This window comes from Mesomycoplasma ovipneumoniae, from assembly GCF_024758565.1.
GTDB lineage: Bacteria > Bacillota_I > Bacilli_A > Mycoplasmatales > Metamycoplasmataceae > Mesomycoplasma > Mesomycoplasma ovipneumoniae_B.
This window is the reverse complement of sequence record NZ_CP079199.1, coordinates 740,318-766,639: the sequence shown is the minus strand read 5'-3', so window position 1 is coordinate 766,639 and position 26,322 is coordinate 740,318. Positions and strand designations below refer to the sequence as shown.

The following is a 26,322-nucleotide window of genomic DNA, read 5'->3' as shown; positions in this document are numbered from 1 at the left end:
AAATCTTAGCAAATATATAATTATAACATAATTTTGCTTTTGTTAGCAACAAATTGCAAAATTATTGAAGTTCGTCTTTTAAAATTTCTTTTGCTTTGGAAAGTTCAACAGAAAAAATTGAACTAACCCCACGTTTTTGCATTGTAATTCCTAAAAGTTGATCAACGCGCGACATTGTTCCATGACGGTGAGTGATAATTAAAAATTGTGTTTTTTGTTTTAATTGCTTTAAAAATTCAACATAACGAATTACGTTAGCCTCATCAAGGGCAGCCTCAACTTCGTCAAGAATACAAAGTGGAATTGGTCGGGCTTTTATAATTGAAAATAATAGTGAAATTGCGATTATTGCTTTTTCACCACCTGAAAAAAGACGGATATTTTTGATAGTTTTGCCTGGTGGTTGAGCACTTATTTCAATTCCAGAATTCAAAATATCATTTTTGTCACTAAAGTAAATTTTAGCACTTCCACCACCAAACATATTTTGAAAAACTAAGTTAAATTCAGAATTTACAAGGTCAACAATTTCTTGAGTTTTTGCGATTATAATTTTGTCAAGGTCAGAAATTACTTCTAAAATTTTTGACCTAGCCACTTCAAGTTCGTGTTGGCTTGTTTTTAATTTTTCAAGCCGATTTGATGTGGTTTGAAAATCTTCAATTGCATCAAGATTTATATTACCTAGCGCTTTTATTTCCGAATTTAAACTATTAACAAGATCATGGGCATCTTGAGTTTCAATTTCTAATCGGTGTGTTTCAAGCGCTGATTCAAAAGTGAGATTATATTTTTGTGATAAAGTGGTTTTTAGATTAGTTAAAAGAAACTCATATTTTTCTTTACTTGTTTGATTTTTGTTCAATTCGGCATTAACATTTCGCTGACTTTGATTGAGTTGCTGAACTAAAACTGTTAATTTAGAAATTTGCGAGTCATATTCTTGTTTTTCGCGGTTTAAAATTTTGAGTTCAGATTCAAGGGTTGCAATTGAATTTTCAAGTTCAATTTTTTGTTTTAAAGTTTCGTTAATTTTTGAATCAATTTCATCACTTTGAGATACAGCTTCAATTCCTTCATTTTCAATTCTAATTTTGTCAAGCTCATTTTTTGCAGCATTATATTTATTTTCTAATTCATCAAGAGAAATTTCAGTTTGCTGCAAAAAGTAAGATTCTTTGTTAATATTTTGTTCAAGATTATTAGATTCTACCTTAAATTCTTGAATTTTTTTGTCAAAAAAATTCACTTTATTTTTAAGGTCATTAATTCTTAATTCCAAAGAATGAACTGAATCATTTTTTTGTTTAAAACCACCGGAAATTATACCACTTGTGCGGACAATATCTCCATCTAAAGTGACAACAACAAATTTATGATCAACAAATTTAGAAATTTTATTAACATTGTCGATTTTATCATTAACAATAACACCACCAAGCAAAAAATCAGCTAAAATTTGGTATTTTTTCTCATAATTTACCAAATTAGAACCAATTCCAATAAAACTCTCTTGAGTCTGAAGGTGAGTTAAATACAAATCAGGAATAAATCGTGGTTTTAATGTTGAAAGTGGGATAAATGTTGCACTTCCGGCGTGATTTTTTTTCAAAAAATTAATCGCATCAACGGCATTTTCTGGTTTTTCAACAACAATTTGTTTCAAACTTGAGCCAAGAGCTGTTTCAATTGCATCTGTATATTTTTGTGGAATTTTAATTAAATCAGAAACAAGACCACAGTAACCTGAAAAAAGATGACTATTTTCAACGATTACCTTTGTACCTTTGGGCAAAAAAGACCTAGATTCAAGTGTTTTTTGCAGTTCAAAAATTTGTGTTTGACTTATAATTTTTTCTGAATTTAAACTACTTAATTTTGAGTCAATTTCAGATTTTTTGGCACTTAGACCAGCAATTTTTTCAACAACTTCTGATTTTGTTTGTTTGTTTTGACTAATTAGGTTGAAAAAATTATCTTTTTCAACTAGAATTTGTTCATACCTTTGCTTTAAAGCAGTCATTTTTTGTTCAAAATTAACATTAATTTGCTGGGATAATATCATCTCCTGAAGTTGTGTCATTTTAGCATAGGTTAAACTTATATTGCTAATTTCGCTTTTAAGATCGCTTATTTGATTGATTTTTTCAGTAATTTTTAAATCAGCTTGTGTTCTTTTTTGGACATTGTCATTTATTATTCTTTCATTAGATTCAATTTCACTTGCAAATTTAGGCTCTTCAAATTTAAGGCGTGATAATTGCTCGTCAATTTTTTCTAACTCAGTTTGAAACTTTTTGATATCACTAACAATTAATCCAACTTCAACTGATTCTAATTGTTTTGATTTTTCTAAATATATTTTGGCATTTTTTGCTTGTTTTTCAAGTTGTTTTGCTTGACTTTCAAGCTCTTTTACACGAATTTCAATTTTTTCAATACCCATAAGGGTCTGATCAAGTTTTACAATAGCTTCTTGTTTGTCATTTTTGTACTTGGAAGTTCCGGCAACTTCTTCAATTACAAGTTTTCTTTGGTCAGGAGTTGACTCGGCAATTTCAGAAATTGTACCTTGAGAGATAATTGCAAGTGATGACTTTGAAATTCCAGCCTCGATTGCTAAATTACGGATATCTTTATATCGAACTGGTTGGTCATTATAAAAATATTCATTAGAACCCTGGCCTCTTTTAATAAGTCGTGAAATTGTAAAAATTTGGGCAGAATCTTCACGACTTTCATCACTAAATGTTAATTTTACCATCGCTTTTTCAACAGGAGCAACTGTTTTTGAACCAGCAAAAATAACATCGTCCATATTGTATCCACGTAGTTGTTTTGCTGATTTTTCACCTAAAACCCATTTAATTGCATCATTTATGTTTGATTTTCCTGAACCATTTGGTCCAATTATTCCAACAATAGAACCGTCAAATTTGATGCTAACGGGTTCTGCGAAGGATTTAAAACCTTCAATTTCAATTTTGATTAACTTCATAATTTGGTATTTCTTGATAAATCTTGATAAATTAAATTTTTAAAATAAGTAAATTATATTAAACTTATCCTAAAAAACTCTAAAAAAAGCATTTTTTTTGCATTAGTGGTCATAAAATGATTCATTGTTTTCCTAATTTTTTAAATTTTTGTTTGTTAAAAAATAATTAGAACTTAGAAACTTTGAAAATAAAACAGTATAAATACTAATTCAAGAATAAAACTCTAATTTTTTTGCGAGTTTCGTAGTTTGATAGGATATCTTAAAAAGCGTCCGGTTTTTTAACTTTTTTGGCAAACTAAGGAAAGATAACTATCAAAGCAAAACAATGAATTTTAATCTAATACTCATTAATGCAAAATCTACTTATTAATCAAATAAAGCAAACTAAAAAAGCTATAATTTTAGCTTAAAAAGCAAAATTATGGAATATTTAAACTACTTTTTTAGTTCAAAACACTAACAAAAATCATAAAAATAAAACTAATATTTAAACTCAATGCAAATAGAAAACTCGTTTTTATTTGCATTGAGCCTAAAAAAATATATGAAGTTTTGAAAGAACAATAATTAAAAGCCCTAAATTTATAGATTTCTAAACGGTTAAATTTAAGGCATTCCATCATATTTAAAAATATAATGGATAATTCGCATTTTCTGATTTTATCATGCAAAAAACATAACTAATTCCCCCTTAATTCTAATATCCAATTTATTAATTATTCTTAAGTGAGATTAATTATAACATAATTTTTTCTTAGACCAAGCATTTTTTTTTTTTTTTGCAAAAGGTTAATTTTAAACTAGTAAAAATTAGGATTTTAGGCTCAAAAAACAAGGATTTACCGATATTTTTGCTATTTAGATTCGCTAAAAAGCGAATTTTATCCATCAAACTGGGAAACTCAGGAGTTTTTATATTATTTTCGAAAAGCTAAAGAATAATTTTTAATCTAGAAAGCATAAAAAAACCTATGAATTCATAGGTTAATTTAAGATAATTTTGGAAACAAGTAAGTTTGACAAATACAAAAATAAAAATTTTAAATAGCTTTTTCGAGGAACTTCTGATGTCTTTTTTTGAAAATAATTGTGTTAACAATAAGGAAAATTGATGAAAACAACATTAATGACATTGAAAAAACTGGATTTATAAAACCTAAAAATGCTAAAGGTATGAAAAGCGAATTAAATAAAATTGCTCACAAAAAATTTAATTTAACTAATTTATTAGTTTTTTTGATAATTTCAAGTGATTTATAAACCATAACAAGATCTGTTTCAAATAAGGAAATATCAGCAATCGAATTACTAAGGTTAGAACCACTTTCAAAAGCGATTGAAAGATCAGCGGATTTTAATGCCAAAATATCGTTTAGCCCATCACCTACAAAAATAATTGGGGTATCTTTTTTTAATTTTTCTACTAATTCAAACTTATCATTAGGTTTTAAATTTGCATAAAATTGCTTTATACCCAATATTTTTGCCACATTTTCAACATTTTTTGGATTATCTCCTGAAGCAATAATGCAATTTATCCCTTGAGATTGAAATTTTTTAACAACTTTTTTTGCACTTTCTTTAACTTGATCAATTATTAAAAAAGCGGCAATAACTCTATCATTTTTAGCAAAAACTGTGTAATTTCCTAGTTTATCAAAGTTGAAACTATCATCAATCAAAAAATTATTATTTTTTGCAAACTCATGAGAAATAAGGCTATATTTATTTGAATCTGAATCAATATGTTCCAAACCTTGACCAGGAATTTCGCTAACCTTAAAATTGTCAAATTTTTCTTGATGTTCTGGTAAAAAATTATGAATTGAAAGTGCAATTGGGTGTTTAGAATTTTGCGCCATTTCCTTAATTAAAGGACAAAAACTTGAATCACCTTGAAATTCAACAACTTTTGGTCTTCCTTCAGTTAGAGTTCCTGTTTTGTCAAAAATTATTGTTTTTGTGGTAATAATTTTTTCATAAATCTCTGAATTTGCAAATAAAATTCGGTTTTTTGAGGCCAAAATCGAAGAAGAATAAATGGCCATCGGCGCGGCTATTCCAAAAGCACAAGGACAAGAAATTACCAAAACAGCAACTCCGATATGAGCGCCAACATAAAATGGATGAGAATTTCGCGGAGGCGTAAAACCAGTATAAAGTTTTTCAAAATCTCCAAGTGAATAACCGATTATGACTCAGATTGCAAAAGCTAAAAATGACAAAATTAAAACAGTTGGGGTAAAAAGTGAAACTATTTTAGTTGAAACTCTTTCAATTTTGGAAGGAGTTTCAAAAATTGACTCTAATCTGTTAATTGTTTGCATTAAAAATGAATCTTGCGCTTTTTTTGTAGAAGTTAGGTAAATCGGTTCGCCAATATTGATGCTTCCAGACAAGATTTCTTGATTCTTAACAAATTCAATCGGCAAAGATTCACCGTTAATTGACGAGTAGTCGATAGTTGCAAAATCAGAATTTAGGGTTGAATCAGTTGGAATAACTTCACCTTTTGGGACAAAAACAATACTACCAGGAGTAATTTTATTAGTTAAAATTTGTTCTTTTTTGCCATCAACTATTATATATGAATAGCGATTTTTTAATTTTAGTATTCCTTGAAAATCTGAACTTGATTTTTTTTGTAGTTTTTCCTCAAGATATTTTCCAGCATTAAAAAATAAGAACAGAATAATTGAAACTTCAAAAAATTCCATACTAATTTTGTCACCAGTACTTATTTTATACAAAAATGAAATTGCAGAATAAATAAATGAAACATGGCTTGCAATCGCTATTAGCAATTCCATTGTAAAAATTTTTCTTAAAAGGTTTTTGTATGCTAAAAAATATTTTTTTTCTAGAAAGATAACTAAAAATGCAAAGAAAAACAAAATTGACGCTAAAATTAGATGAATTTTGTGATCGTGACTAAAATTTAAAACTTTATAATTATTTAAAGTATCAAAAATAAAAGAAAAAAAGGCAAAAATAAAAATTAATAACTCAATAAATATTTTTATTTTTGCCTTTTGTTTAGAGTCAACGAAAAATTTTCTATTATTCGTCGATTTTTTCACTTGCATAACCAACAGAAGTTAATTTTTCACTAATAAATTCGTCAGGATATTTTTCTTCATCAGCAATAATTTTCAAAACTTTTGCACTGATATTTGCACTCCATTGAAAATCTTCCAAATTTTCAAATAGTTTTTCAAAAACCACCTTGCAGCTTGCGCATTTAATATCAATGCTAAAATATCTTGTAGTTTTCATTTTAATTCCTTTACTTAAAATTATCAATTAAGACATAATTTTACAATAAAAAATAATTATAAGTATATTAAATTTTTTATATTTTTTTAAATGCTATAAAAATTTTTTTATCAAGATTATTAGCGAATTCTACTACCTGATAATCGCAATTTTTGCAATTTTTGAGTTCTTCAAAAATTTTAGGTCCTTTAATAAATGCAAATATTGTATTTTTAGCCTTGATTTTATTAATAATTTTATCGAGTTTTTCTAGATTTGCAACTGCTCGGGCTGTCACAAGATCAAAATTGTTGTTTTGAATTTCTTGGACTGATTTACAAACTAAATTAAATTTAATTCCCAGAGTTTCGGATACTTTTTTTAAAAATTGGCATCTTTTTTGCATAGACTCGCAGATAGTCAAGTCTATTTTTGGATCAAAAATTAAATACGGAATTGAAGGAAAACCTACACCAGCTCCAATATCTAAAATTCTTGGCTTTTCTGAAATGTTTTCTTTTTTCAAAAAATTTCTTATAAAATTCATTGTAACAATGGACTCAAGGATGCCTTCTTTTCAAAGAACATCCCCTGAAAAACCAGTTAAATTAAATTTTTGATTATAAAATTCGATTAATTTTACGTATTGCTCAAGTTTTTCAAATACATCTAAATCAACAAGTGACTTTACTTTTTCTTTATACATAAAAACATTGAAAATATTTTAATTTTTGTTTGCTGAAATTAATTTTTCCTTAATTTCCTCATAAATACTTGTAATTGATTTTGAATGGATGCATGCTAGTATACTTTTTGACAAAAATTCAGCTAAAGATGTAACTAGTAATTTATCAAATTTTTCTACAAGTTGTCTATTATCGATTGAATCAGTAATTATTACCTTGTCAATATTTTCATTTTCTTGAAATTTGTCAAATCCGTGGCTAAAAACACCGTGTGTTGCTGCTAAAATTACTGATTTTGCACCTTTTTGTTTAACAACATTTGCGGCATTTATTATAGTTCCACCTGTATCGATAATGTCGTCAATTATAATGCAATCTTTATTTTCAACGTTTCCAATTAATCCTAGAACTTCAGTTTGATTTGTGCCGGTTCTTCGCTTGTCAATAACGGCAACATTTGTTTGTTTTCCTAAAATTTCTGCTAAAATTCTAGCTCTAACAGCGCCACCATGATCTGGGGTTACAACAACATAATCTTTGTTTTTGCCAACAAGTTCGTTTGCAAGAATATATTGGCCATGAAGTTCATCGACTGAAATATCAAAAAACCCTTGAATACTTGGGTTGTGAATATCAACTAAAATTAGTTTAGTTACACCTGCTTTTTCAAGTAAATTAGCTACTAATTTTGCAGTAATTGGTTGTCTTCCGGATGATTTTCGATCTTGTCTAGCATAACCATAATATGAAAGAACCACAACAATTTCTTGGGCATAAGCCCGCTTTAAAGAGTCAATGAAAATTAAAAGTTCCATTATATTTTCATTAACTGGTCTTGATGTATTTGCAATAACAAAAACTGTTGAATTTCTAACAGTTTCATTAGATTTTAGCAAAACTTCGCCATCAGCATAGACTGTGCGTTCAATCCCTGAGAGCGGAATTCCAGTTTGAATTGAAATTTTTCTTGCTAAATCTAGTGAATTTTCCATTCCAAAAAGAATTACGCTTTTCTTTATATCTATGTTCATTTTTCGCCTTGTTTATTTTTTTATTTAGAATATAATTATATAATAAAATATAATTAATTTTAATAATATTTCGAAAAGTTATAATGTATTTAAAAATCGAGCAATTTTCTCCGCGGCATTTGAATTTACTTCTAAATTCGATTAAAAAATTTAATTTAGAAGTAAATTTAAAAACTAAAAATGGTAAAACTAATGTTACCAATTTGGATTATTTCCAAAATTTTGAAAATAATCATGAATTTACCATTGTTGACTTTGACAAAAATTTAGACTTTAGTTTAGCACATTTTATTATTTCTAAAAAAGAACAGACTTTCTATTTAAGTTTGGTTTTTTTTAGTCAACTTTTGGATCCTAACTGAATTAATATTATTGGCGAATTTATACTTGATTTTATTAAAAAACACTATAAATTGGGAGATTTTTATCTTAAAATTGACCAAAAAAGTATAGTTTTCAAAAATTTTTTTGCACCTTGGTTTCAAGAAGAAAATTCTTCATTTTTGGCATTCCAAATTAAGGAAATTGAAAAATATAACTTTACCGATGTACACTGCCATCCTTTTTTAGAATATTTTCAAAACCCAAAGCAAGAAATTAGCAAATGATTTGATGATAATATTGGTCTTCTTTTTGTTGTTGGAACTTCTTGAGAGGATCTTGAAGAAATTAAACCAATTAGTTCATATTCTGATAATATATATAAAATTATCGGAATACATCCAAATTTAATAAAAACAACAGATAATTATAATAACCTTTCAAAATACATTGGCAAAAATGTGGTGGCAATTGGCGAAGTTGGTCTTGATTTTTATTATGAAAATAACCCTAGCCAACAAGAACAAATAAATGCACTTTTGGTCCAAATTGAAATCGCAAAAAGCAATGAAATCGCTGTAATGTTACATATTCGCGACAAACCTGGCGAATTTAAGGCGATTAATGAAATACTTTTAATAATTGACAAATTTCCTGAAATTAACTTTATTTTTCATAATTTTTCAACAAATTATGAAAAATTCACAGAAATAGTCAACAAAAAAAACTGTTATTTTTCCTTTTCAGGGGTAATAACCTTTAAAAAGAGTGTTGAACTAAGAAAAATAGTATCCCAAACTCCGATTTCAAGAATTTTATGTGAAACTGATACGCCATATTTGAGTCCTGAACCTAATCGTCAAGTTTGGCCCAATACATCTCCGCAAATTGAAAATACCTATCAAACAATAGCTAATTTGAAAAATTTAACAAAAAGGCAGCTTTCAAAAATAGTTTATGAAAATGCACTAAAAATTTTTAAGGTAAAAAATGCTAAAAATATCGCCTAAAAAACATCTAGGTCAAAATTTTTTAAAAGATGAAAAAATTGCCCAAAAAATTGTAGGTAGTATTGACCTAACAAATAAAAATCTTGTTGAAATAGGACCTGGAACCGGTTTTTTGACTAAATTTTTAGTCCAAAAAGCTAAATTTTTGACTTGTTATGAAATTGACAAAAATTTAATTCCACTGCTTGAAAATAAATTTAAAAACAAGAATATAAAAATAATTAATGCGGATTTTTTACTTTCGGATCTGAATTTTTCAGAAAAACAAACAGTTATTGGAAATCTTCCTTATTATATAACATCAAAAATTCTATTTAAAATATTTGATAATTTTGAAAAATTTGATGAAATCTTAATAATGGTCCAAAATGAGGTTGCTGATAGAATTATTGCAACGCCAGGCTCACCATCTTACTCAAAATTATCACTAGCCTGCCAATATGTTGCTGAAGTAAAAAAGTTTTTTGTTGTACCTCCAAGTTCTTTTTTTCCGGTTCCAAAGGTAAATTCTGCTATTGTTTATTTTTCAATAAGAAAAAATTTAAACTCTGAAAAAGTTGCACAATTTTTTAAATTTACAAAATTGTGCTTTCAGTTCAAGCGAAAAACATTATATAATAATCTCAAAAATTTTTTGTCACAAGATGAAATTGAAAAAATTTTTAATTTTTTCAATTTTGACCCAAAAATACGCCCACAAGAAATAAATTTTGAAACTTACGCTAGACTTTCAAATTTTTATTTCGATAATATTAAAAATAAATAATTTTTATTTTTTGTTTTGAATTTCAAAAAATAGTGTATAATTTTAAAAATCTCCCTCCCTTAGTCGTTACATTATTTTTATAAAATCTTTTTAAAAATTATAGAAAGGTAGTCATGAGACAAACTACGTTTATAAAACCAAATGAAGTTGAAAGAAAATGGTTTGTTATTGATGCAGATTCGCAAATTTTAGGGCGTTTAGCCGCGTTTGTCGCTAGCCGTTTACGCGGAAAACACTCTCCGCTTTTTACTCCTAACGTTGATATGGGAGATAAAATAATTATAATTAACGCTGAAAAAATTTTACTAACAGCAAAAAAAGAAGACCAAAAATTATATTATAGACACTCTGGTTATCCTGGCGGTTTAAAAGTTAGAACTGCTAGAGAACTTCGAGCAAAAAAACCAATTGCTTTAATTGAAAAAGCGGTTTATGGTATGCTACCTCACACAAAACTAGGGGACAAACAAAGAAAAAATCTTTATGTTTATGCCGGAACTGAACACCCACACCAAGGTCAAAACCCTGAAAAATTAGAGGTCAAATATTAGAATGAATCAAGAATTAACTTATTATGGAACAGGAAGAAGAAAATCTTCAGTTGCCCGTGTTATTTTAAAACGTGGAAATGGTCATTTTAAAATTAATAACCGAATAGCAAAAGAGTACCTAAAATCTGATATTTTAATTAAAGACGCTCTACAACCACTAGCTATTACAAATACAATTTCTGAATTTGATATTCGCGTTAATGCTCATGGTGGTGGAATTTCTGGGCAAGCCGGTGCGATTAGACTAGGAATTGCAAAAGCTTTATTAGAGATTTCAGCTGATTATCGCCCAAGTCTTAAAATGTCTGGAATGTTGACACGTGATGCTAGAGCAAAAGAACGTAAAAAATTTGGATTAAGAAAAGCAAGAAGAGCACGTCAATTTTCAAAACGGTAATTTTTTCTTCCTTTTTAAAAAAATATGATATAATTATATTGCTATAGTTATATCACCTTCGGGAGCGTAGCTCAGACGGTTAGAGCACACGACTGATAATCGTGAGGTCGATGGTTCGATCCCATTCGTTCCCACCATATCTAATTGACTTTAAAAAAACCTTTTTTCCAAAGGTTTTTTTTTTTTTTTATTTTTAAAAAGTAAATTTTAAGTTCGAACTCACGTTTTTAGATCAATATCATAAATTTTTGAGGGTTGACCTGAACCATGACCAAAATCGTAAAATTTTGTAATTTGTCAAAATAATTGGCGAGCTCCTTTAAAATTAAGCGGTTTTTGGCCAGAAATATTGGCGCTAGTAACAAAAGCAGGCCCATTTTTTATAAATAAGTCTTGGCACTTTTTCAGCCCAGGAATTCTAAATGATTTTTTTTCAATTATAAAAGTAACTGCACCAGGCCAATATTTTTTGCTTTTTTGTTTAAGAATTTTGTAATTACTTGGACTAATTAATGGCTTTATTTGTGATATTTTTCCTACCAAAGTCACGATTTTTTTGCTAACATCACGGTTTTTTATTTTGTAAATTGCCTCAAGATCCAAATCATGATAAAAAGAACCAAGTCCAACAACAGTGTCTGTAGAACAAATAAATAACTTAGAGTTTTTATAAATTTGTTCCTTGAAAACGGCATAGTTTTGCGCAAATAAATCGCTAAATACTTTATCATCTTCAATAAAAATGACAAGATTATTGATCTGGTATTTTCAAAACAAAATGTGGAAATTATTCAACAATTTTAGAATAAATATTTTGTTTTTAGACAAATTAAGTCCGTTAGATAAATTGTTTTTTAAAATTAAATTTTGGTTTGCAAGTCAAAATAAAAAATTATTAAAATAAGAAATTTTTAAATTAAAGCAAAAATTGAATCTGATAGTTTTAGACTTCAAATCTGAAAAAAATGCTGTAAAAACAGGTGTTTTTACTTTAATTAGCATTTTTTTTTGACTATCATAAAAACATAGCGATGAGAGTGATTTATTATAAAATAATTCCAATTTCATTTTAACACTTTATTTTTAAAATTGATCCGCTTTTTGTTTAATTTCGGCAATTAGGTCCCGAATTTGAATAGCTTCCTCAAAACGGTTAGCATTAGAGGCGTTTCTCATTTCTTTTTCTAAAATTTGTATCTGTTTTTCGATCTCTTTTTTATTCATTTTTTTCTCATGAAGAACTTTACTTAATTTTAGAGCATTTGGATTTATACTTTCAGGAATTGGTTTTTTTATTGTTTTTGGAATTATTTTATTTTCCTGATTGTGTTGTATTTGAATTTTTCGTTTAGCTAAATTGTCATTAATAACTTCTTGAATTATTTTTGTAATTCCATCAGTAAAAAGGACTACTTTTCCTGATTGATTTCGAGCAGCACGACCAATTATTTGAATTAATGATGTTTTTGACCTTAAAAAAGAAGCAAGACCTGCATCTAATACAAGAATCAATGAAACTTCCGGAATATCAACACCTTCACGAAGCAAATTTATCCCAACAATTGCATCAAAAATTCCTTTACGTAATTTAATAATAATTTCATCACGTTCAAAGGTTGTCATTTCTGAGTGTAAATAATAAACATTGTGTAATTTTTTTTCTTGCAAATATTTGCTAATTTCCTCAGCGTTGCGTTTTGTTGTTGTTAAAATTAAAGTTCGTTCCTTTTTTTCTTTTTGCAAATCTAAATATTTAGAAATTTTTGCCATTTGGTTATCAGTATTTTCAATTATAATTTCAGGATCAAGCAATCCAGTTGGCCTTATAATTTGACTAACAACTTCGCCATCAGTTTTTTCAAGTTCATATTGAGCTGGTGTGGCTGAAACAAAAATTTTAGGCTGTCTAAATTGTTCAAATTCATGTAATTTTAAAGGACGATTATCAAGTGCAGAAGGAAGACGGTAACCATAGTCAACTAGTGTTTGCTTGCGACTTCGGTCACCTTTGAACATTCCATCAATTTGTTTGATCATCTCGTGAGACTCGTCAATAAAAATTAGGGCATCTTGCGGCAAATAGTCAAGCAAAGAAAATGGTTGTTCATCTTGTTGACGGCCGTCAATATGACGGGCATAATTTTCAATTCCAGAACAAATTCCAAATTCACTTAAAGAATCAATATCATTATTAACTCGGTCTTTTAGCCTTTGTTTTTCCACAAGTTTATTATTTTGCTCAAAGAAAAGTAAACGTTCTTCAAGCTCAATTTTAATAGATTCAATTGCTTTATCAATTATAGTTTTTTTAACACTATATGCAGTGGCAGGATAAATTGTATAGACCGAATAGGTTTTTATTAGCTTTTTTGATACTGGCTGAATTGTGCTAATTTTTTCGATTGTATTACCAAAAAATTCAACTCTGATGTTAAAAGTTTCATCTCAAGCTGGCGAAATTTCAATTACATCACCTTTTAGTGAAAAAAGTCCCGGTTTTTGCTCAACTAAGTTATTAAGATACTTAATTCTAGTTAATTTTAGGGCTAATTCTTTTGGTTTTATTTCCTGACCCACACTTATAAGCAAAAAATTATCATGATATTCATTCGGGTTTAGAGTTCCATAAATTGCCGAAACTGAAGCAACAACAATAGTATCATTTCGCTCGATTAACGAATTAAGGGCAGACATTCTCATTGCTTCAAGATCAGCGTTTGTTTTACTTGTTTTTTCAATATAAACATCTTTTGAAGGAAGGTATGATTCAGGGCGATAAAAATCAAAGTATGATACATAAAATTCAACCCGGTTTTCAGGGAAAAATTCCTTAAATTCAGTATATAATTGAGCAGCGAGCGTTTTATTGTGCGACAAAACTAATACTGGTTTGTTAAAGTGCGCAATTACGTTTGCCATTGTAAAAGTTTTTCCAGAACCAGTTACACCCATCAAAATTTGCGATTCTTTACCAGTTTCAATGTTTTGAATTATGCTTTTTATTGCTTTGGGTTGGTCCCCACTAGGTTTATAATTTGCCTTAAGGTGGAATTTATTAAATTTTTTTTCACTTATCATTTGAAATCAGACCGTTTTTTTGCAGAATAAAAGAAATTTTAGCACAAATTTCGTTTATTCTATTATATTTATTTTTGTACGCTTTTTCTGTGATTAATTTTTTCTGTTTTAGACAAAAAATGAAAAAAATTAAATTTTAAATACTTATTAAAACAATAATTTTAGCAATTTGTGGTATAATTTTGTTATTTAGGAATGAGAGAAAAAGGAAATTATGAAAAATTTTAAAAGAAAAATAAAATTTTTGACACTTCAGACAGGTTTATTTTCTTCAGTACCTGTTATTTTTGTTGCATGCTCAAATGCCGAAATTCCAGAAATTTCAATTCAGAATATACAATCAAAATCTGTCGAACTTTTGTTAAATAATATTTCACTAGCTCCACAGGAAAATGTATCTAAAACATTCAAAGTTGAATTAAGAAAAGAAAACACTGACAATTATGAGCAGGTTAAATTTTCAGCTTTTCGCGCACTTCACGAAAATAAGCCCAAAGTTTTACTAAAAATTAACAATTTAGACTCAAAAACGAAATATGTTGTTAGAATTACTCGCATTAACGGCCAAGAAGAGGAGCGGTTATTTGTTCGCGGAAATGTTTTTCAAACTAATCCAAATCCAACAATAATTCCTGGCTCATTCCAAAAACTAGAGGCAACTGACCCTTCAAGCCAATATAGTTTTAAGGTTTCACTTTCTGATACAACTTTATCATCACAGCAAATTGATGTTCAATATAGAAAGGCAAGCGCACTTCGTTCTAATCCTGAAACACAAAGTTTTACACATAACTTAAGATCTGATCAGTCTTTATATGTAAACCTCAAAAATCTTGAACGAGACACAACTTACATAATTTCAGGCCTTTATGATCAAAAGGGCAACATGCTAAGTTTTGACGAGAATTTATTTCCATTAACTTTTAGAACCGATGGTGATATCGTTGGCGTCAAAGTTTCTAATAGTAAATTCGCAGGACAAATTCATAGCGACCTTCAAAATATTGATGTTGATTTTAAAGTTAAATTTAGCCCTGGAGTAGTTAAAATTAACACTGTAAATAATTATACTCTTGTTTTTAAACGCGAAAATACAGGGGTTCAAACCGGATTTGATCAAATTAACAATAAAGATATTGAATATTTAGCAAATTATGTCAGACCTGTGGAAAATGAAGATAATACTTTTATTTTTAGAGTAAAATTGCCTTGAAGATCACAAAATAATTTTTATAAAATTGTTGGCGGTTATAATAAGCTTTTTACTGATAGTCATATTTTTGATCAAAATCTTATTGATTCGCCAAATATTTTGAAAGTTAACCCGGCAATTTTAGAGCAAAAATTTCAAATAGACACTTAATTATTAAGGGTTTTGTATTTAAATGGAAAAAATTAATTTTTCTCATTACCTAAAATTGCATACTCAACAAAAATATTTTATTTGAAACAATCCAGATGCACAAAATTCAGATGAAATTGACTTAGATGATGATGATTTTGATCAAAAACTTTGAGATTTTGACTCTTTTCATGAAAATCAAATGAAATTTCCCGAATTGCATGAAAATATTTTTAAAAGTTTTAACAAAACATTTTACTTTTATATAAAGGAAAGGTTTGCTGACAAAAAAATTTGTCTTGTTTCTAAAATTTTAATTGATGAAAAAATTGAGCAAACCGTTGATTTTTATAAAAATCAAAAATGTGATATAATCTTTAACCCTGCATTTGAATATAAAAACGCATCGGCTAAGCCGTCAGTTTTTTTTGTTTTTAACAAAAAGTTAAGTATTTTAAAGCTTTCTACCTCAACTAAAGTCAAAGACTATTTAAGAGCAAATTGGGATTTTTGAATATCTAATTATATGCTTCGAGAAATCAGCGGTGATTTAAATCCGATTGATGAAGTATCTTGTTTTTTAATTAACACAGTTGAACATCCAAAAAAAAATAAAATTGAATTTCATGAAACATTCTGAATTTCAAGGTATAAATCAGCAAAAACTATATCCAAAGCTGATTCTGAAAGTGGAAATATTTTTCTTGCAAAAAAAATTGCAAAGCAAAATGGTCTTAGTTTAGATGAGTTTTGAGATAATACATTTTTAGAGAACAATAAAATAATAAAAAACTTATTCAGAAATCAAATTGAAAAAATTTCTAAGGTTAAAGATAAAAAACCTGTTCACATGATCCCTGTCAATATTGCTATTGATGAGATTATTGATGCTAAAAATGTAACAAAATTTAGTAAACCTAGTGAAATTGATAACAGTGCCTTTGAAAAAAGCCCTAACTTTGCTTTCCTGGTTGAACAGTTTTATCCTCAACTAACCGGTATTAGCGGAACGCTTTTAAATTCTAGAAGAATTTTATCACTTGTTAATGATGAAACTAGACTCATTTCTTTTGAAAAAAATTCATATTGATATAATTTTTTCAAAAAAAGTAATTCAATAATTATTAATGAAATTGAAAATTTAGAAACCTTCATTAATAAAATGAATGGAAAAAAAATTGTTTGGTATGATTTTGAAGCACTTTCTTTGCCTTTCCCAGCTATGGATTATGCCCAACCTTTTCAACAAATTGTTACCCAAGTTTCAATTGTTGTTACTGATAATGGAGAAATTTTGCCTCAAGATTTTGACGAAACTAATGTCGTTTTTGACCCTAAAACTTATAGTTGGGATAATTTTTGCAAAATAATTGATAAAATTTATCTCGAAAGCGCTGATTTTTACGTTGTTTTCAACAAATCATACGAACTTACAAGACTTAAAGAAATGGTTAACATAATTTTTATGCATTACCAAAGTAATAATCCATATCATGAGGCAATTGAAAAAATTCAAAAATATCAAAAAAATGTTGATGAAATAATTGCTAAAACTATTGATTTAAAGGACCCATTCTCAAAATATTGAGTTGTAATTTCTGATCTTAAAGGTTTTTACTCAATTAAAAAAATTGAAAATTTTATTAATGAATATAATTATAATTTAGATCACTTAATAACACCTTATAAAAAATTAGCTGTAAAAAATGGTCTTGAAGCAATGATTAAAGCCGTTGATCGTTATTTCAATTACATTGGAGACATGGAGTGAATAGAAACTAGAAAAAATTTACAAATTTACTGCCAAAATGATGTTATAGCGATGATAATGGTTTGGGATTTTTTAAAATTTATTTATGAAAATAGGGATAAAATGACACATATTGAAACAAAAACACCTAAAAAGGTTACGCTTTTTTAGGTGTTCTTTTCGTCCCCAGAGTTTCCCAGTTTGATGAGATAATCTTAAAAAAACTGTCCTAGTTTATTTTGGACTTTTTTAACTTTTTTAGCAAACTCAGGAAAAATAACTATCAAGGCAAAAACACTAAATTTTAAATCTAACACTCATGAATACAAAATCTACTTATTAATCGAATAAAGCAAACTAAAAAAGCTAAAATTTTAGCTGAAAAGCAAAATTATCAAATTTTTAAACTACTTTTTTAGTTTAAAACACTGGCAAAAACCATCAAAAAATACAACTACTATTTAAACTCAATGTAAAAAGAAAACTCATTTTTATTTACATTGAGCCTAAAAAAATATATGAAGTTTTGAAAGAACAATAAAAAAAGCCTTAAATTTATAGATTTCTAAACGGTTAAATTTAAGGCATTCCATCATATTCAAAAATATAATGGATAATTCGCATTTTCTGACTTTTTTAGACAAAAAACATAACTAATTCCCCCTTAATTCAATATCAAATTTATTAATTCATTCTTAGTGCCTCTATTATAACAGAATTTTATTTTTGACCAAGCATTTTTTTTTTTTTTTTACAAAAAGTTAATTTTAAAATAATAAAAATTAAGATTTTAGCGGCAAAAAAACCGGATTTACGGGTATTTTTGCGCATTTATAATCACTAAAAAGTGAATTTTTACCATCAAATTGCCAAACTCAGGAATAGCACAAATTGAAACAAAAACACCTAAAAAGGTTGCGCTTTTTAGGTGTGTTTTTCATCTTTAATAGTTAAATCAGTTAAATATTGCTTACCTTTTGCAGTTATTCGACGACCTCTAGGAGTTTTTTCAATTAATTCTTTTTCAATTAATGGCGGCTCGATTATATTAATAATTGTTTGCCGATGTTCCTTTAAAACATTAGCAAGAACATCGAGTGCGACAGATTTTCCTTTAAAAATTTTAAATAACGTATTTAAATATTCGATGTTGATTTGAGAAAGACCTTGGTTATAAATACCAATGCTGTCAAAAGTTTTGTTAACAATTTCACGGTCAATTTTCTTTTTATTCAAAACAAGTGCAAAATCACGAATTCTTTTTAATAAATTATTAGCAATCCGAGGGGTGTTGTTTGAAAAACTAGCAATATATTTAATAATTTCCTTGTTAACTTCCAGTTTCAAAATCGCTGCAGAATTTGAAATAATTTGAACCATTTCATCAGTTGTATAGTTGACAATTTTAGCAATATAGCCAAATCGATTTTGCAAAGGCGTTGAAATTTGCGCTAGTTTTGTTGATGCAGCAATCAATGTAAAATGCGGCAATTTCATCCGCATAATTTTTTGCTCGCCATCAACCCCAATTTGTAAATCAATAACAAACTCCTCCATCGCTGAATATAAAAGCTCTTCAATATTTTTATTAATACCGTGAATTTCGTCAATAAAAAGAATTGTGTCTTGAGAAATATTTGCTAAAATAGCAAGAACATCGGCCTTTTTTTCGAGTAATGGTCCTTGTACATACTTAATTTTGGATTCAAGAACGTTTGCTACAATATTTGCTAATGTAGTTTTGCCGGTTCCAGGAGGCCCATAAAATAAAATATGGTCTAAAGCCTGTTTGCGTTTTTGAGAAGATGAAATTAAAATTTTCAGTGTTTCAACCAATTTTTGTTGGCCAATAAAATTATCAAAATTTGTCGGTCTAACTTCTAAATTCTCTGGCATTTGAAATAATCTTGATAGCTTGTTCTATTAAGTTTTCGAAATTTTCATTAGGCTCAACTTTTGTGAGTGCATAATTAATTTGGTTAGGTTTAAAGCCAAGCATTTTTAGTGTTTCTTCAAGTTCGGATGATGTCTTTTCTTCGACTGAATTATTTTGGAGAATTTCATCATTCAAATCATCAGTTTTATCGACTTCTTTAGAATCAGTTTCAAGAATATTTTCCTGATTTTGTTTTTTGTCATTCTCAAGAAATTTTTTGTATTTTCCGTGAAATTCAAAAACAATTTGTTTAGCATTTTTTTCGGAAAGATAAGGAATTTTTGAAAGACCTTTTCAATCGTTTGCGGCTATTAAATTAATTGAGTTTTGCAAACCGCTGTTAAGGATAGAAATAGCAGTTTTTGGACCAACTCCTTGAATTGAAATTAAATCTTCAAATAAAATTCTTTCACGGAAGCTTGCAAATCCGTAAGTTATTTTTGAATAATCATTTTCATATTCGTAAATATAAATTTTTCTATTTTCATCGGTATTAAAACGGTCAATCCGTGGAACATACAGTAAATATCCACTTCCTTGATTTTCAATAATTAAATAATTTTTGTTTTTTGAGACAATTTTTCCATATTGATAAATTTGCATTTTTGCTCCCTTATAGTATTTTGTTGCAACCAAAATTAATTTTTTAACTGTTTTTGGCCAAAAAAAGGAAAAAATTAGGAAAAAGAAGCAAATTTTACTATTTTACCAATAATAGAGAGGAAAATTCTTATTTCCAAAGTTAAATTTTGTTATATCTTGCTTTTTAAAAACAACTTTTACTTTTTCACGACGGGCATATTCGCCAAGTGATGAAACAACTATATCATTTCCATCACTAAAATCGGTAAAATCATTAAGATTCTTAATAAATAAAAAAGGTGGTTTATTAATTGCTAGATAATAAAAAAGCTTAGAATCAACTATTTTTTGATAGCAAATATTAGGAATATGACTAATATTTGTTTCTGGTATATTAATTTCTGTTTCAATTAAAAATGTTAATTTTTGAAAATCAATTGCATAATTACGCATTTTTTGCGCGATTATATAATTAATTTTGTAAATATTTCGCGAATGATCATATGAAGGGTTTTGGGTTAAAAATTTTAATAATTCATCGATTTTTTGGTTGTTATGAAAGTCTAAATCAAAGACGCTATAAACAGGGTTTTTATTATCAAATTGATAAATATGGGCAAGAAAATGATTTTGTATATTAAATATTTGCTGAACTTGTGTTTTATTGTCAATAATCGACTTAAACTGTGCACTACTTGAATTTACTTCAAGAAATGAGGTTTTTTTTGCAGTTATTTGGTTAAAAAATTTTTTTATTTCTATTTTTCAGTCATAATTTATTTGACTGTCTAAATTTATAATCACCCAAGACAAAAAATTACCTAAATTATGGATTTTTGCAAAATTTTTGTATGAATTTCTAATTTTTTCCAGCATTTTAGGTGATTTTGCACATATTTGCATAATCAAAATATTTTCAAAGTAAAAAATGGAAAAATTAGAAATTTTAACAAAAAAAGGGAGATGTTTATTGTAGGAAATATAAAAATTTTTAGCAAAATCAGCCGTTACTTCAAAAGGAAAACTAAAACTTACTAGAAAACTTGGACTAGCAAAATCAAGAATTAGTTTGTCAACTAGTCGATTTTTAAAGGTTTTTTGGTATTTAGCAATATCAAAAATTGATTTTTGTATTTGGATTAAAACAAAACCGTTTTTTGATTTATCCTGAAAAAAAACTTTAAAATTATTGTTAAAAAGAAATCTTTTTTGAAATTTGATTGTAATTGAACCCTTTTTTCAATTATCAATTCGTGAAAGAAATAATTTTTGGTATGGTTCTTCAAGGAGTGAAATAAAATCAGATTGACTCACCCAAAGTCCTGTTAGTAAATTGTTGTTTTCAACAATATATTTTAAACTAGGAAGCGAAAAAACATCGCTAACACGGATTCTTTTTAAATCAGAATCATAAGTAAAAGGAATTAAAGGAAGAATTTTTGTTTTTTTATTATTGGCAAAAAGTAAAACTATAATCAAAAAGCAAACAAAAAAAATACTAATTAACAAAATTAGTGCAATTATTAAATAAGTTTGAATTTGTGGAGACATTTTTACGAAATTTTTTCAATGGACTTATGAGTTTTAACAAGTGTTTTTATCCCTTTATCACCAGGAATATCGAAAAATTTGACCAAAATTGAGTCAGCGCGCACTTCCAAAATGATTCCTTTACCAAATTTTAGATGGGCTATATGATTTCCAGGGGCAAAATCAACATTTTCTGAATCAGTTTTTTGGTAATTAAGCTTTCCAGTTGCATCAAGTTTGCGAAATTGATAGAATTGTTCAGCCTTAATTTTCATCTCTTTAATAAATGGTGAAATTGAATTTTGACTAGATTTTCAACGGCGACCATGATCATTATAAAAAGTACCACGAAATCCGTTTGTTATATATAAAACTTTTTTTGCCCTAGTTACTGCGACAAATGCTAGCCTTCTTTCTTCTTCGTATTCACTCTCAAGATTTTGGTCAATAACTTTTTGCGAAGGGAAAACTCCTTGATTCATACCAACTAAAAAAACATACTCAAATTCAAGCCCTTTTGAAGAATGAACTGTTAATAAATTAATTCGATTTGGGCTTTCGGTTTGTTCAAAATGAGAAATAACTGCATAATCAAGGTAATCAGCTAATTTTTTGCCAGGATTTTGGATTTGTCAATTATCAAGTGATTCATAGTATTTTTCTAAAAGTTCTTTTGTGTCTGCTTCTTGTTTAGGATCTTTTATTGAACTAAAGTAGTTAATTTTTTTCAAAAAAGAGTCAAGAACTTGCGAAAAAAGTTTAAAAACTGTCGGATTTTTTTCTTCAATTTCAGACTTGAATCGCCTTGCGGCGGTTATTCTTTCAAAAAGATTTTTAATTTTGGCTTGATTTTCAATAGTTAGCGGAATTTTGCCGTGTGTTTCTTTTAAATTGATTTTCCCCGAATAGTAATTAAATAAAAAATCGTACAAATTAAGTTCAAATTTAGCCGCTAAATCATTTAGTTTGCTAATTGTTATGGCACCAATTTTTTTTGCAGGCACATTAATAATTTGCTCAAAAGCATAAGGATCAGAATTTTCAATGACTTTTAAAAAATAAATAGCTTCACGGACTTCCTTTTTTGCAGCAAGAGGAGAATTTCCGTGTTTTATATAAGGGATATTGTGGGCATCAAGTTTGTCAATTATTTGGCGAAAATAAAAATTTGAGCGTGCTAAAATTGCAATATCTCGATAATTTACTTTGTTTTTTGTAACTAAACTTTGGATAGTTTCGTAAATTCAGTCAACTTCAGCACCTCTTTCATTACCAAGATCTTCAAAATGAATATCAATTTTTTCGGTTGAATGAGCTACTAAATTCTTTTTTATTCGGTTTTTATTATTTGAAATTAAATGGTTAGCCGCATCAAGAATATTTTGTGTTGAGCGATAGTTTTTATCAAGAATTACTGTTTGTAAATCAGGATAATCATTTTCTAAATTAAGAATAAGCGATGCATCAGCACCTCTTCAAGAATAAATGGTCTGATCAGGATCACCAACAACAAATAATTTTGTATTATCTTTAATAAAAAACTTTAAAATAGAATACTGAATCAGCGAGGTATCTTGAAATTCATCAACAAGCACAAAGTCAAATTTTTTCTGTCAACGCTGGGCAATTTGTGGATTTTTTTCAAATGCTATTTTCGTATAAAGTAACAAATCGTCAAAATCAATTATGTTATTTTCCCTTGTTTTTTCAACATAATTTTTATAAACATTGGCTTTAATTAATTCAGCTTCAGTATTTGCTTGCTTGAGTGCTTGGACCGGGGATTGCTCTAAATTTTTGGCTCTTGAAATAAATTCAATCGCTTGAAATGCGCTAATTTTTTTATCATCTTTTTCTTCAGATGTTTTAAGATTTGCACCTAAAAGTTTTTCTATAATTTTACGCTGATCTTGCTCATCAATTATATTAAAACGGTAATCATTTATCTGAATTTCATCAATTTCAACAATATTTTTTGCTTCTGTTCGCAAAATCAAATTACAAAGCGAGTGAAAAGTTAAAATTTGGATATCTTTTGCCTTTTCATGAACAAGTTTTTCGACACGAGTTCGCATTTCTTCAGCGGCTTTATTTGTAAAAGTTAGCGCTAAAATCCGATTGGGATATGCTAGTGATTCATTAATAATATAGGCAATTTTTTTTGTTAGAACAGTTGTTTTTCCTGTTCCAGCACCTGCAACAATTCTCAGATGCGAACTATTGCTAATAACAGCGATTTTTTGTTTGTCATTTAGTTGTGAAAGAATATTTTGTGATGACATGATTAATTAACCTCCCAATGAATTGGACTAAAATTTGCATGAATTGAACTTAAATAATCTGGTTTTTTAAGCGTTTGTTTCAAGCAAATAGTTGTTTTAGAATAAGAATCAATAATTGTTAATTTTTTTGAACCTAAAATTGAGAGGTTATTTACAATTAAGAAGAAAAAGTTAATTTTTGAAAATAAAGCGGGGAAACTTAAGCTAATTTGTTGAAAAAAGGTTAAATTTTGACTTGAATTTTTAAAAGTTTCAAAAAAGTTAAGATCAATTCCGAAACTCAGATCTAAAATAATTGAGGAAAATAAAAGTGAAAATACTCAATTAAGACTTAAAAATGCTTCCCTTTTTAGTAAAACTCTGAATTTTTTTAAAAAATTAAGGTTTTCATCAAAAAAAACAACTTTAGTTTTTGTTAAAAAAAGTCCAATTGTTTGCTTTAAAAAAATAATTAAAAAAATGCGGTAAAGAATTACAAATAAAAAAACATTTAGAATTCAAAGATAAAATTTTATTTTTGACCATTCAGTTAATACCAAAAATAGGTAAAAAAATGCTAAAAAAGTAAAGAAAAGGAATACAAAATCAATTAATCCTGCAAATGAACGTCTTCAAAAACCTGCTTTTACAAAATCAATTTTCAATTTTATCCTCTTACATTAAAATATTTTTATTCGTTCTTGGGAAAGGTATTACATCACGAATGTTATCAATGCCAGTAACAAACATTAGCAATCTTTCAAAACCAAGTCCAAAACCACTTGAGCCGGGGTTACCAAATTTACGCAAATCAAGGTATCATTGAAAATCTTCAACTTTCATGCCTAGCTCGTTAATTCTTTCATGTAATTTTTCATAACGAACTTCACGTTGGGATCCACCTATTAACTCACCAATTCCTGGAACTAAAAGATCAAAAGCTGCTACAGTTTGGCCATCATCATTTTGGTGCATGTAAAATGCTTTTAGAGATTTTGGATAATTAATTACAACAACAGGGGCGCGGAAAATTTGTTCAGATAAAAAGCGTTCATGCTCAGTTTTTAAATCAGCTCCAAAAAACAGGTTTTTTTCTTCGAATTGATCTTTGTGCTCAGACAGCAATTTAATTGCATTTTCGTAAGTTACTTGTGCTACTTGGGAATCACAGAATTGAATTAAACGTCGGCGCAGGTTTTTATCACCAACTTTTTCTAGAAATGTAAATTCATCTTTGTTGCGAATTATTACAGCTTTTATTACTTTTTGAAGTAATTTTGTCGCTAATTCAATAATTTCTTCAAGATCAAAAAATGCTACTTCGGGTTCAATCATCCAAAATTCAGCAGCGTGTTTTCTAGTATTTGATCTCTCAGCTCGAAATGTAGGGGCAAAAGTGTAGACTTTTTTAAAACCAAGAGCATAGGCTTCAGCATGAAGTTGTCCTGTAACGCCTAAAGTTGTTTTTTTGTTAAAAAAATCTTTTTGCTCATCGTCAACAATAAAAGTTTCACCAGCACCTTCACCATCGTTTGATGTTAAAATTGGCGCTGAAAAATTAACAAATCCTTGACGACGAAAAAATTTATGAATTTCATAAAAAAGTGAAGATCTTAGTTTCATTATCGCACGAAAAAGTCGAGTTCGGTGACGAAAATGTGGAATTTGTCTTAAAACTTCTAAGGAAATTTCTTGATTTTGAATCGGAAAATTATTGTTATAATTACGACCTTTGACCTCTAAATCCTCAACTAAAACCTCACCATTTTGTTGGCGTTCAGGAGTGCTTGAAAAAACACCACTAATTTCAATAGCTTCACCAATTGCTAAATTTTCTGCTTTTGACAAGTCCATATTATCGCTTTTAAGGACACATTGTAAATTTTTAAATGACGAACCATCATTTAGTTCGACGAACATTATTTTTAGATTACCGCGAATATTTGTAATTCAACCTTGAACTGTAATTTTCTTCTGATCATACAACTCAGGATGTATAAAAATTTCATTAATTGATACCGACATCTTATTTACCCCATTTTTCAAATATTAAATATTATACCAGAAAATACTGGTATTTTATTTATTTTTTTTAACTTCTATAAAAATTAGACTAAAATCACGAGTTTCCAGTTTGATAAGATAATCTTAAAAAACTGTCCGCGTTTTTAGACCCTTTTTTAACTTTTTTAGCAAACTCAGGAAAAATAACTATCAAGGCAAAAACACTAAATTTTAAATCTAACACTCGCGAAAGAAAAATCTACTTATTAATCAAATAAAGTAAACTAAAAAAAGCTAAAATTTTAACTTAAAAAGCAAAATTATGAAATTTTTAAACTACCTTTTTTAGTTAAAAACCTAACAAAAATCATAAAAAAATACAACTACTATTTAAACTCAATGCAAATAGAAAACTCATTTTTACTTACATTGAGCCTAAAAAAATATATGAAGTTTTGAAAGAACAATAAAAAAAGCCTTAAATTTATAGATTTCTAAACGGTTAAATTTAAGGCATTCCATCATATTTAAAAATATAATGGATAATTCGCATTTTCTGATTTTCTAGACAAAAAACATAACTAATTCCCCCTTAATTCAATATTAAATTTATTAATTCATTCTTAGTGGCTCTATTATAACATAATTTTTTCTTAGACCAAGCATTTTTTTTTTTTTTTTACAAAGGGTTAATTTTAAAATAATAAAAATTAAGATTTTAGGTCAAAAAACCCATATTTAGCGGCGCTTTTGCATATTTATATTCACTAAAAAGTAAATTTTTGTCATCAAACTTTCAGACTCAGGTATCTACACCATTT

At 27.9% G+C, this 26,322-nt stretch carries 19 protein-coding genes and 1 tRNA gene; 7 read left to right on the top strand and 13 right to left on the bottom strand.

What is annotated here, in order from left to right:
• Positions 1–61: 61 nt before the first annotated feature.
• The 5 genes from KW512_RS02835 to KW512_RS02815 all read right to left on the bottom strand — a co-directional run bounded on the left by KW512_RS02835 (position 62) and on the right by KW512_RS02815 (position 7,973).
• Entirely contained in the window at positions 62–2,998 is a 2,937-nt protein-coding gene (locus KW512_RS02835; RefSeq protein WP_258841307.1) for an AAA family ATPase, read from the bottom strand.
• 1,043 nt (positions 2,999–4,041) lie between these two features.
• Positions 4,042–5,811: a cation-translocating P-type ATPase gene (locus KW512_RS02830; protein WP_258841306.1), complete on the bottom strand. Its 1,770-nt coding sequence runs from the start codon at positions 5,809–5,811 to the stop codon at positions 4,042–4,044.
• A gap of 250 nt (positions 5,812–6,061) precedes the next feature.
• A complete protein-coding gene (locus KW512_RS02825; protein WP_010321075.1) occupies positions 6,062–6,277 on the bottom strand; it encodes a hypothetical protein in 216 nt (71 codons plus the stop codon).
• A gap of 76 nt (positions 6,278–6,353) precedes the next feature.
• On the bottom strand, positions 6,354–6,962 hold the full coding sequence (gene rsmG / locus KW512_RS02820) for a 16S rRNA (guanine(527)-N(7))-methyltransferase RsmG (protein WP_258841305.1): 609 nt from the start codon (positions 6,960–6,962) through the stop codon (positions 6,354–6,356).
• A gap of 18 nt (positions 6,963–6,980) precedes the next feature.
• On the bottom strand, positions 6,981–7,973 hold the full coding sequence (locus KW512_RS02815) for a ribose-phosphate pyrophosphokinase (protein WP_258841304.1): 993 nt from the start codon (positions 7,971–7,973) through the stop codon (positions 6,981–6,983).
• 83 nt (positions 7,974–8,056) lie between these two features.
• Between KW512_RS02815 and KW512_RS02810 the strand changes: the two genes are divergently transcribed.
• The 5 genes from KW512_RS02810 to KW512_RS02790 all read left to right on the top strand — a co-directional run bounded on the left by KW512_RS02810 (position 8,057) and on the right by KW512_RS02790 (position 11,155).
• The gene (locus KW512_RS02810) at positions 8,057–9,304 is read left to right on the top strand and encodes a TatD family hydrolase (protein WP_258841303.1); all 1,248 of its coding nucleotides are present in this window, start codon (positions 8,057–8,059) and stop codon (positions 9,302–9,304) included.
• Positions 9,285–10,070, top strand: coding sequence for a 16S rRNA (adenine(1518)-N(6)/adenine(1519)-N(6))-dimethyltransferase RsmA (gene rsmA / locus KW512_RS02805; protein ID WP_258841302.1), 786 nt, complete (start codon positions 9,285–9,287; stop codon positions 10,068–10,070). The genes KW512_RS02810 and rsmA overlap by 20 nt, the downstream gene beginning before the upstream one ends.
• A gap of 113 nt (positions 10,071–10,183) precedes the next feature.
• A complete protein-coding gene (gene rplM, locus KW512_RS02800) occupies positions 10,184–10,621 on the top strand; it encodes a 50S ribosomal protein L13 (protein ID WP_258841301.1) in 438 nt (145 codons plus the stop codon).
• Position 10,622: 1 nt separating this feature from the next.
• Complete coding sequence (rpsI, locus tag KW512_RS02795; RefSeq protein WP_010321069.1) at positions 10,623–11,018, top strand: 30S ribosomal protein S9; 396 nt, start codon at positions 10,623–10,625, stop codon at positions 11,016–11,018.
• 60 nt (positions 11,019–11,078) lie between these two features.
• Positions 11,079–11,155 (top strand) — tRNA-Ile (locus tag KW512_RS02790).
• Between the two features lie 70 nt (positions 11,156–11,225).
• Here the strand turns inward: KW512_RS02790 and KW512_RS02785 are convergent.
• Positions 11,226–12,086 (bottom strand): Sua5/YciO/YrdC/YwlC family protein, encoded by an 861-nt coding sequence (locus tag KW512_RS02785; RefSeq protein ID WP_258841300.1) that lies wholly within the window; start codon positions 12,084–12,086, stop codon positions 11,226–11,228.
• A 15-nt stretch (positions 12,087–12,101) separates the two neighbouring features.
• Complete coding sequence (gene uvrB, locus KW512_RS02780; protein WP_258841299.1) at positions 12,102–14,096, bottom strand: excinuclease ABC subunit UvrB; 1,995 nt, start codon at positions 14,094–14,096, stop codon at positions 12,102–12,104.
• A 214-nt stretch (positions 14,097–14,310) separates the two neighbouring features.
• On the opposite strand from uvrB, the gene KW512_RS02775 reads away from it, so the two are divergent.
• Both KW512_RS02775 and KW512_RS02770 read left to right on the top strand, forming a co-directional pair.
• On the top strand, positions 14,311–15,459 hold the full coding sequence (locus tag KW512_RS02775) for a hypothetical protein (protein WP_258841298.1): 1,149 nt from the start codon (positions 14,311–14,313) through the stop codon (positions 15,457–15,459).
• A 22-nt stretch (positions 15,460–15,481) separates the two neighbouring features.
• A complete protein-coding gene (locus KW512_RS02770) occupies positions 15,482–17,359 on the top strand; it encodes a DUF2779 domain-containing protein (protein WP_258841297.1) in 1,878 nt (625 codons plus the stop codon).
• A gap of 753 nt (positions 17,360–18,112) precedes the next feature.
• Here the strand turns inward: KW512_RS02770 and ruvB are convergent.
• The 6 genes from ruvB to asnS all read right to left on the bottom strand — a co-directional run bounded on the left by ruvB (position 18,113) and on the right by asnS (position 25,522).
• Positions 18,113–19,084, bottom strand: a complete 972-nt coding sequence (ruvB, locus tag KW512_RS02765) for a Holliday junction branch migration DNA helicase RuvB (protein WP_258841296.1) — start codon at positions 19,082–19,084, stop codon at positions 18,113–18,115.
• Complete coding sequence (gene ruvA / locus KW512_RS02760) at positions 19,062–19,727, bottom strand: Holliday junction branch migration protein RuvA (RefSeq protein ID WP_258841295.1); 666 nt, start codon at positions 19,725–19,727, stop codon at positions 19,062–19,064. Before ruvA ends, ruvB begins: the two co-directional genes overlap by 23 nt.
• A 102-nt stretch (positions 19,728–19,829) precedes the next feature.
• Positions 19,830–21,257, bottom strand: a complete 1,428-nt coding sequence (locus KW512_RS02755) for a hypothetical protein (RefSeq protein WP_258841294.1) — start codon at positions 21,255–21,257, stop codon at positions 19,830–19,832.
• A 2-nt stretch (positions 21,258–21,259) separates the two neighbouring features.
• The gene (locus KW512_RS02750; protein WP_258841293.1) at positions 21,260–23,518 is read right to left on the bottom strand and encodes an ATP-dependent helicase; all 2,259 of its coding nucleotides are present in this window, start codon (positions 23,516–23,518) and stop codon (positions 21,260–21,262) included.
• Between the two features lie 2 nt (positions 23,519–23,520).
• Positions 23,521–24,162, bottom strand: coding sequence for an RDD family protein (locus KW512_RS02745; protein WP_258841292.1), 642 nt, complete (start codon positions 24,160–24,162; stop codon positions 23,521–23,523).
• Positions 24,163–24,172: 10 nt separating this feature from the next.
• The gene (asnS, locus tag KW512_RS02740) at positions 24,173–25,522 is read right to left on the bottom strand and encodes an asparagine--tRNA ligase (RefSeq protein WP_258841291.1); all 1,350 of its coding nucleotides are present in this window, start codon (positions 25,520–25,522) and stop codon (positions 24,173–24,175) included.
• Positions 25,523–26,322: the final 800 nt, after the last annotated feature.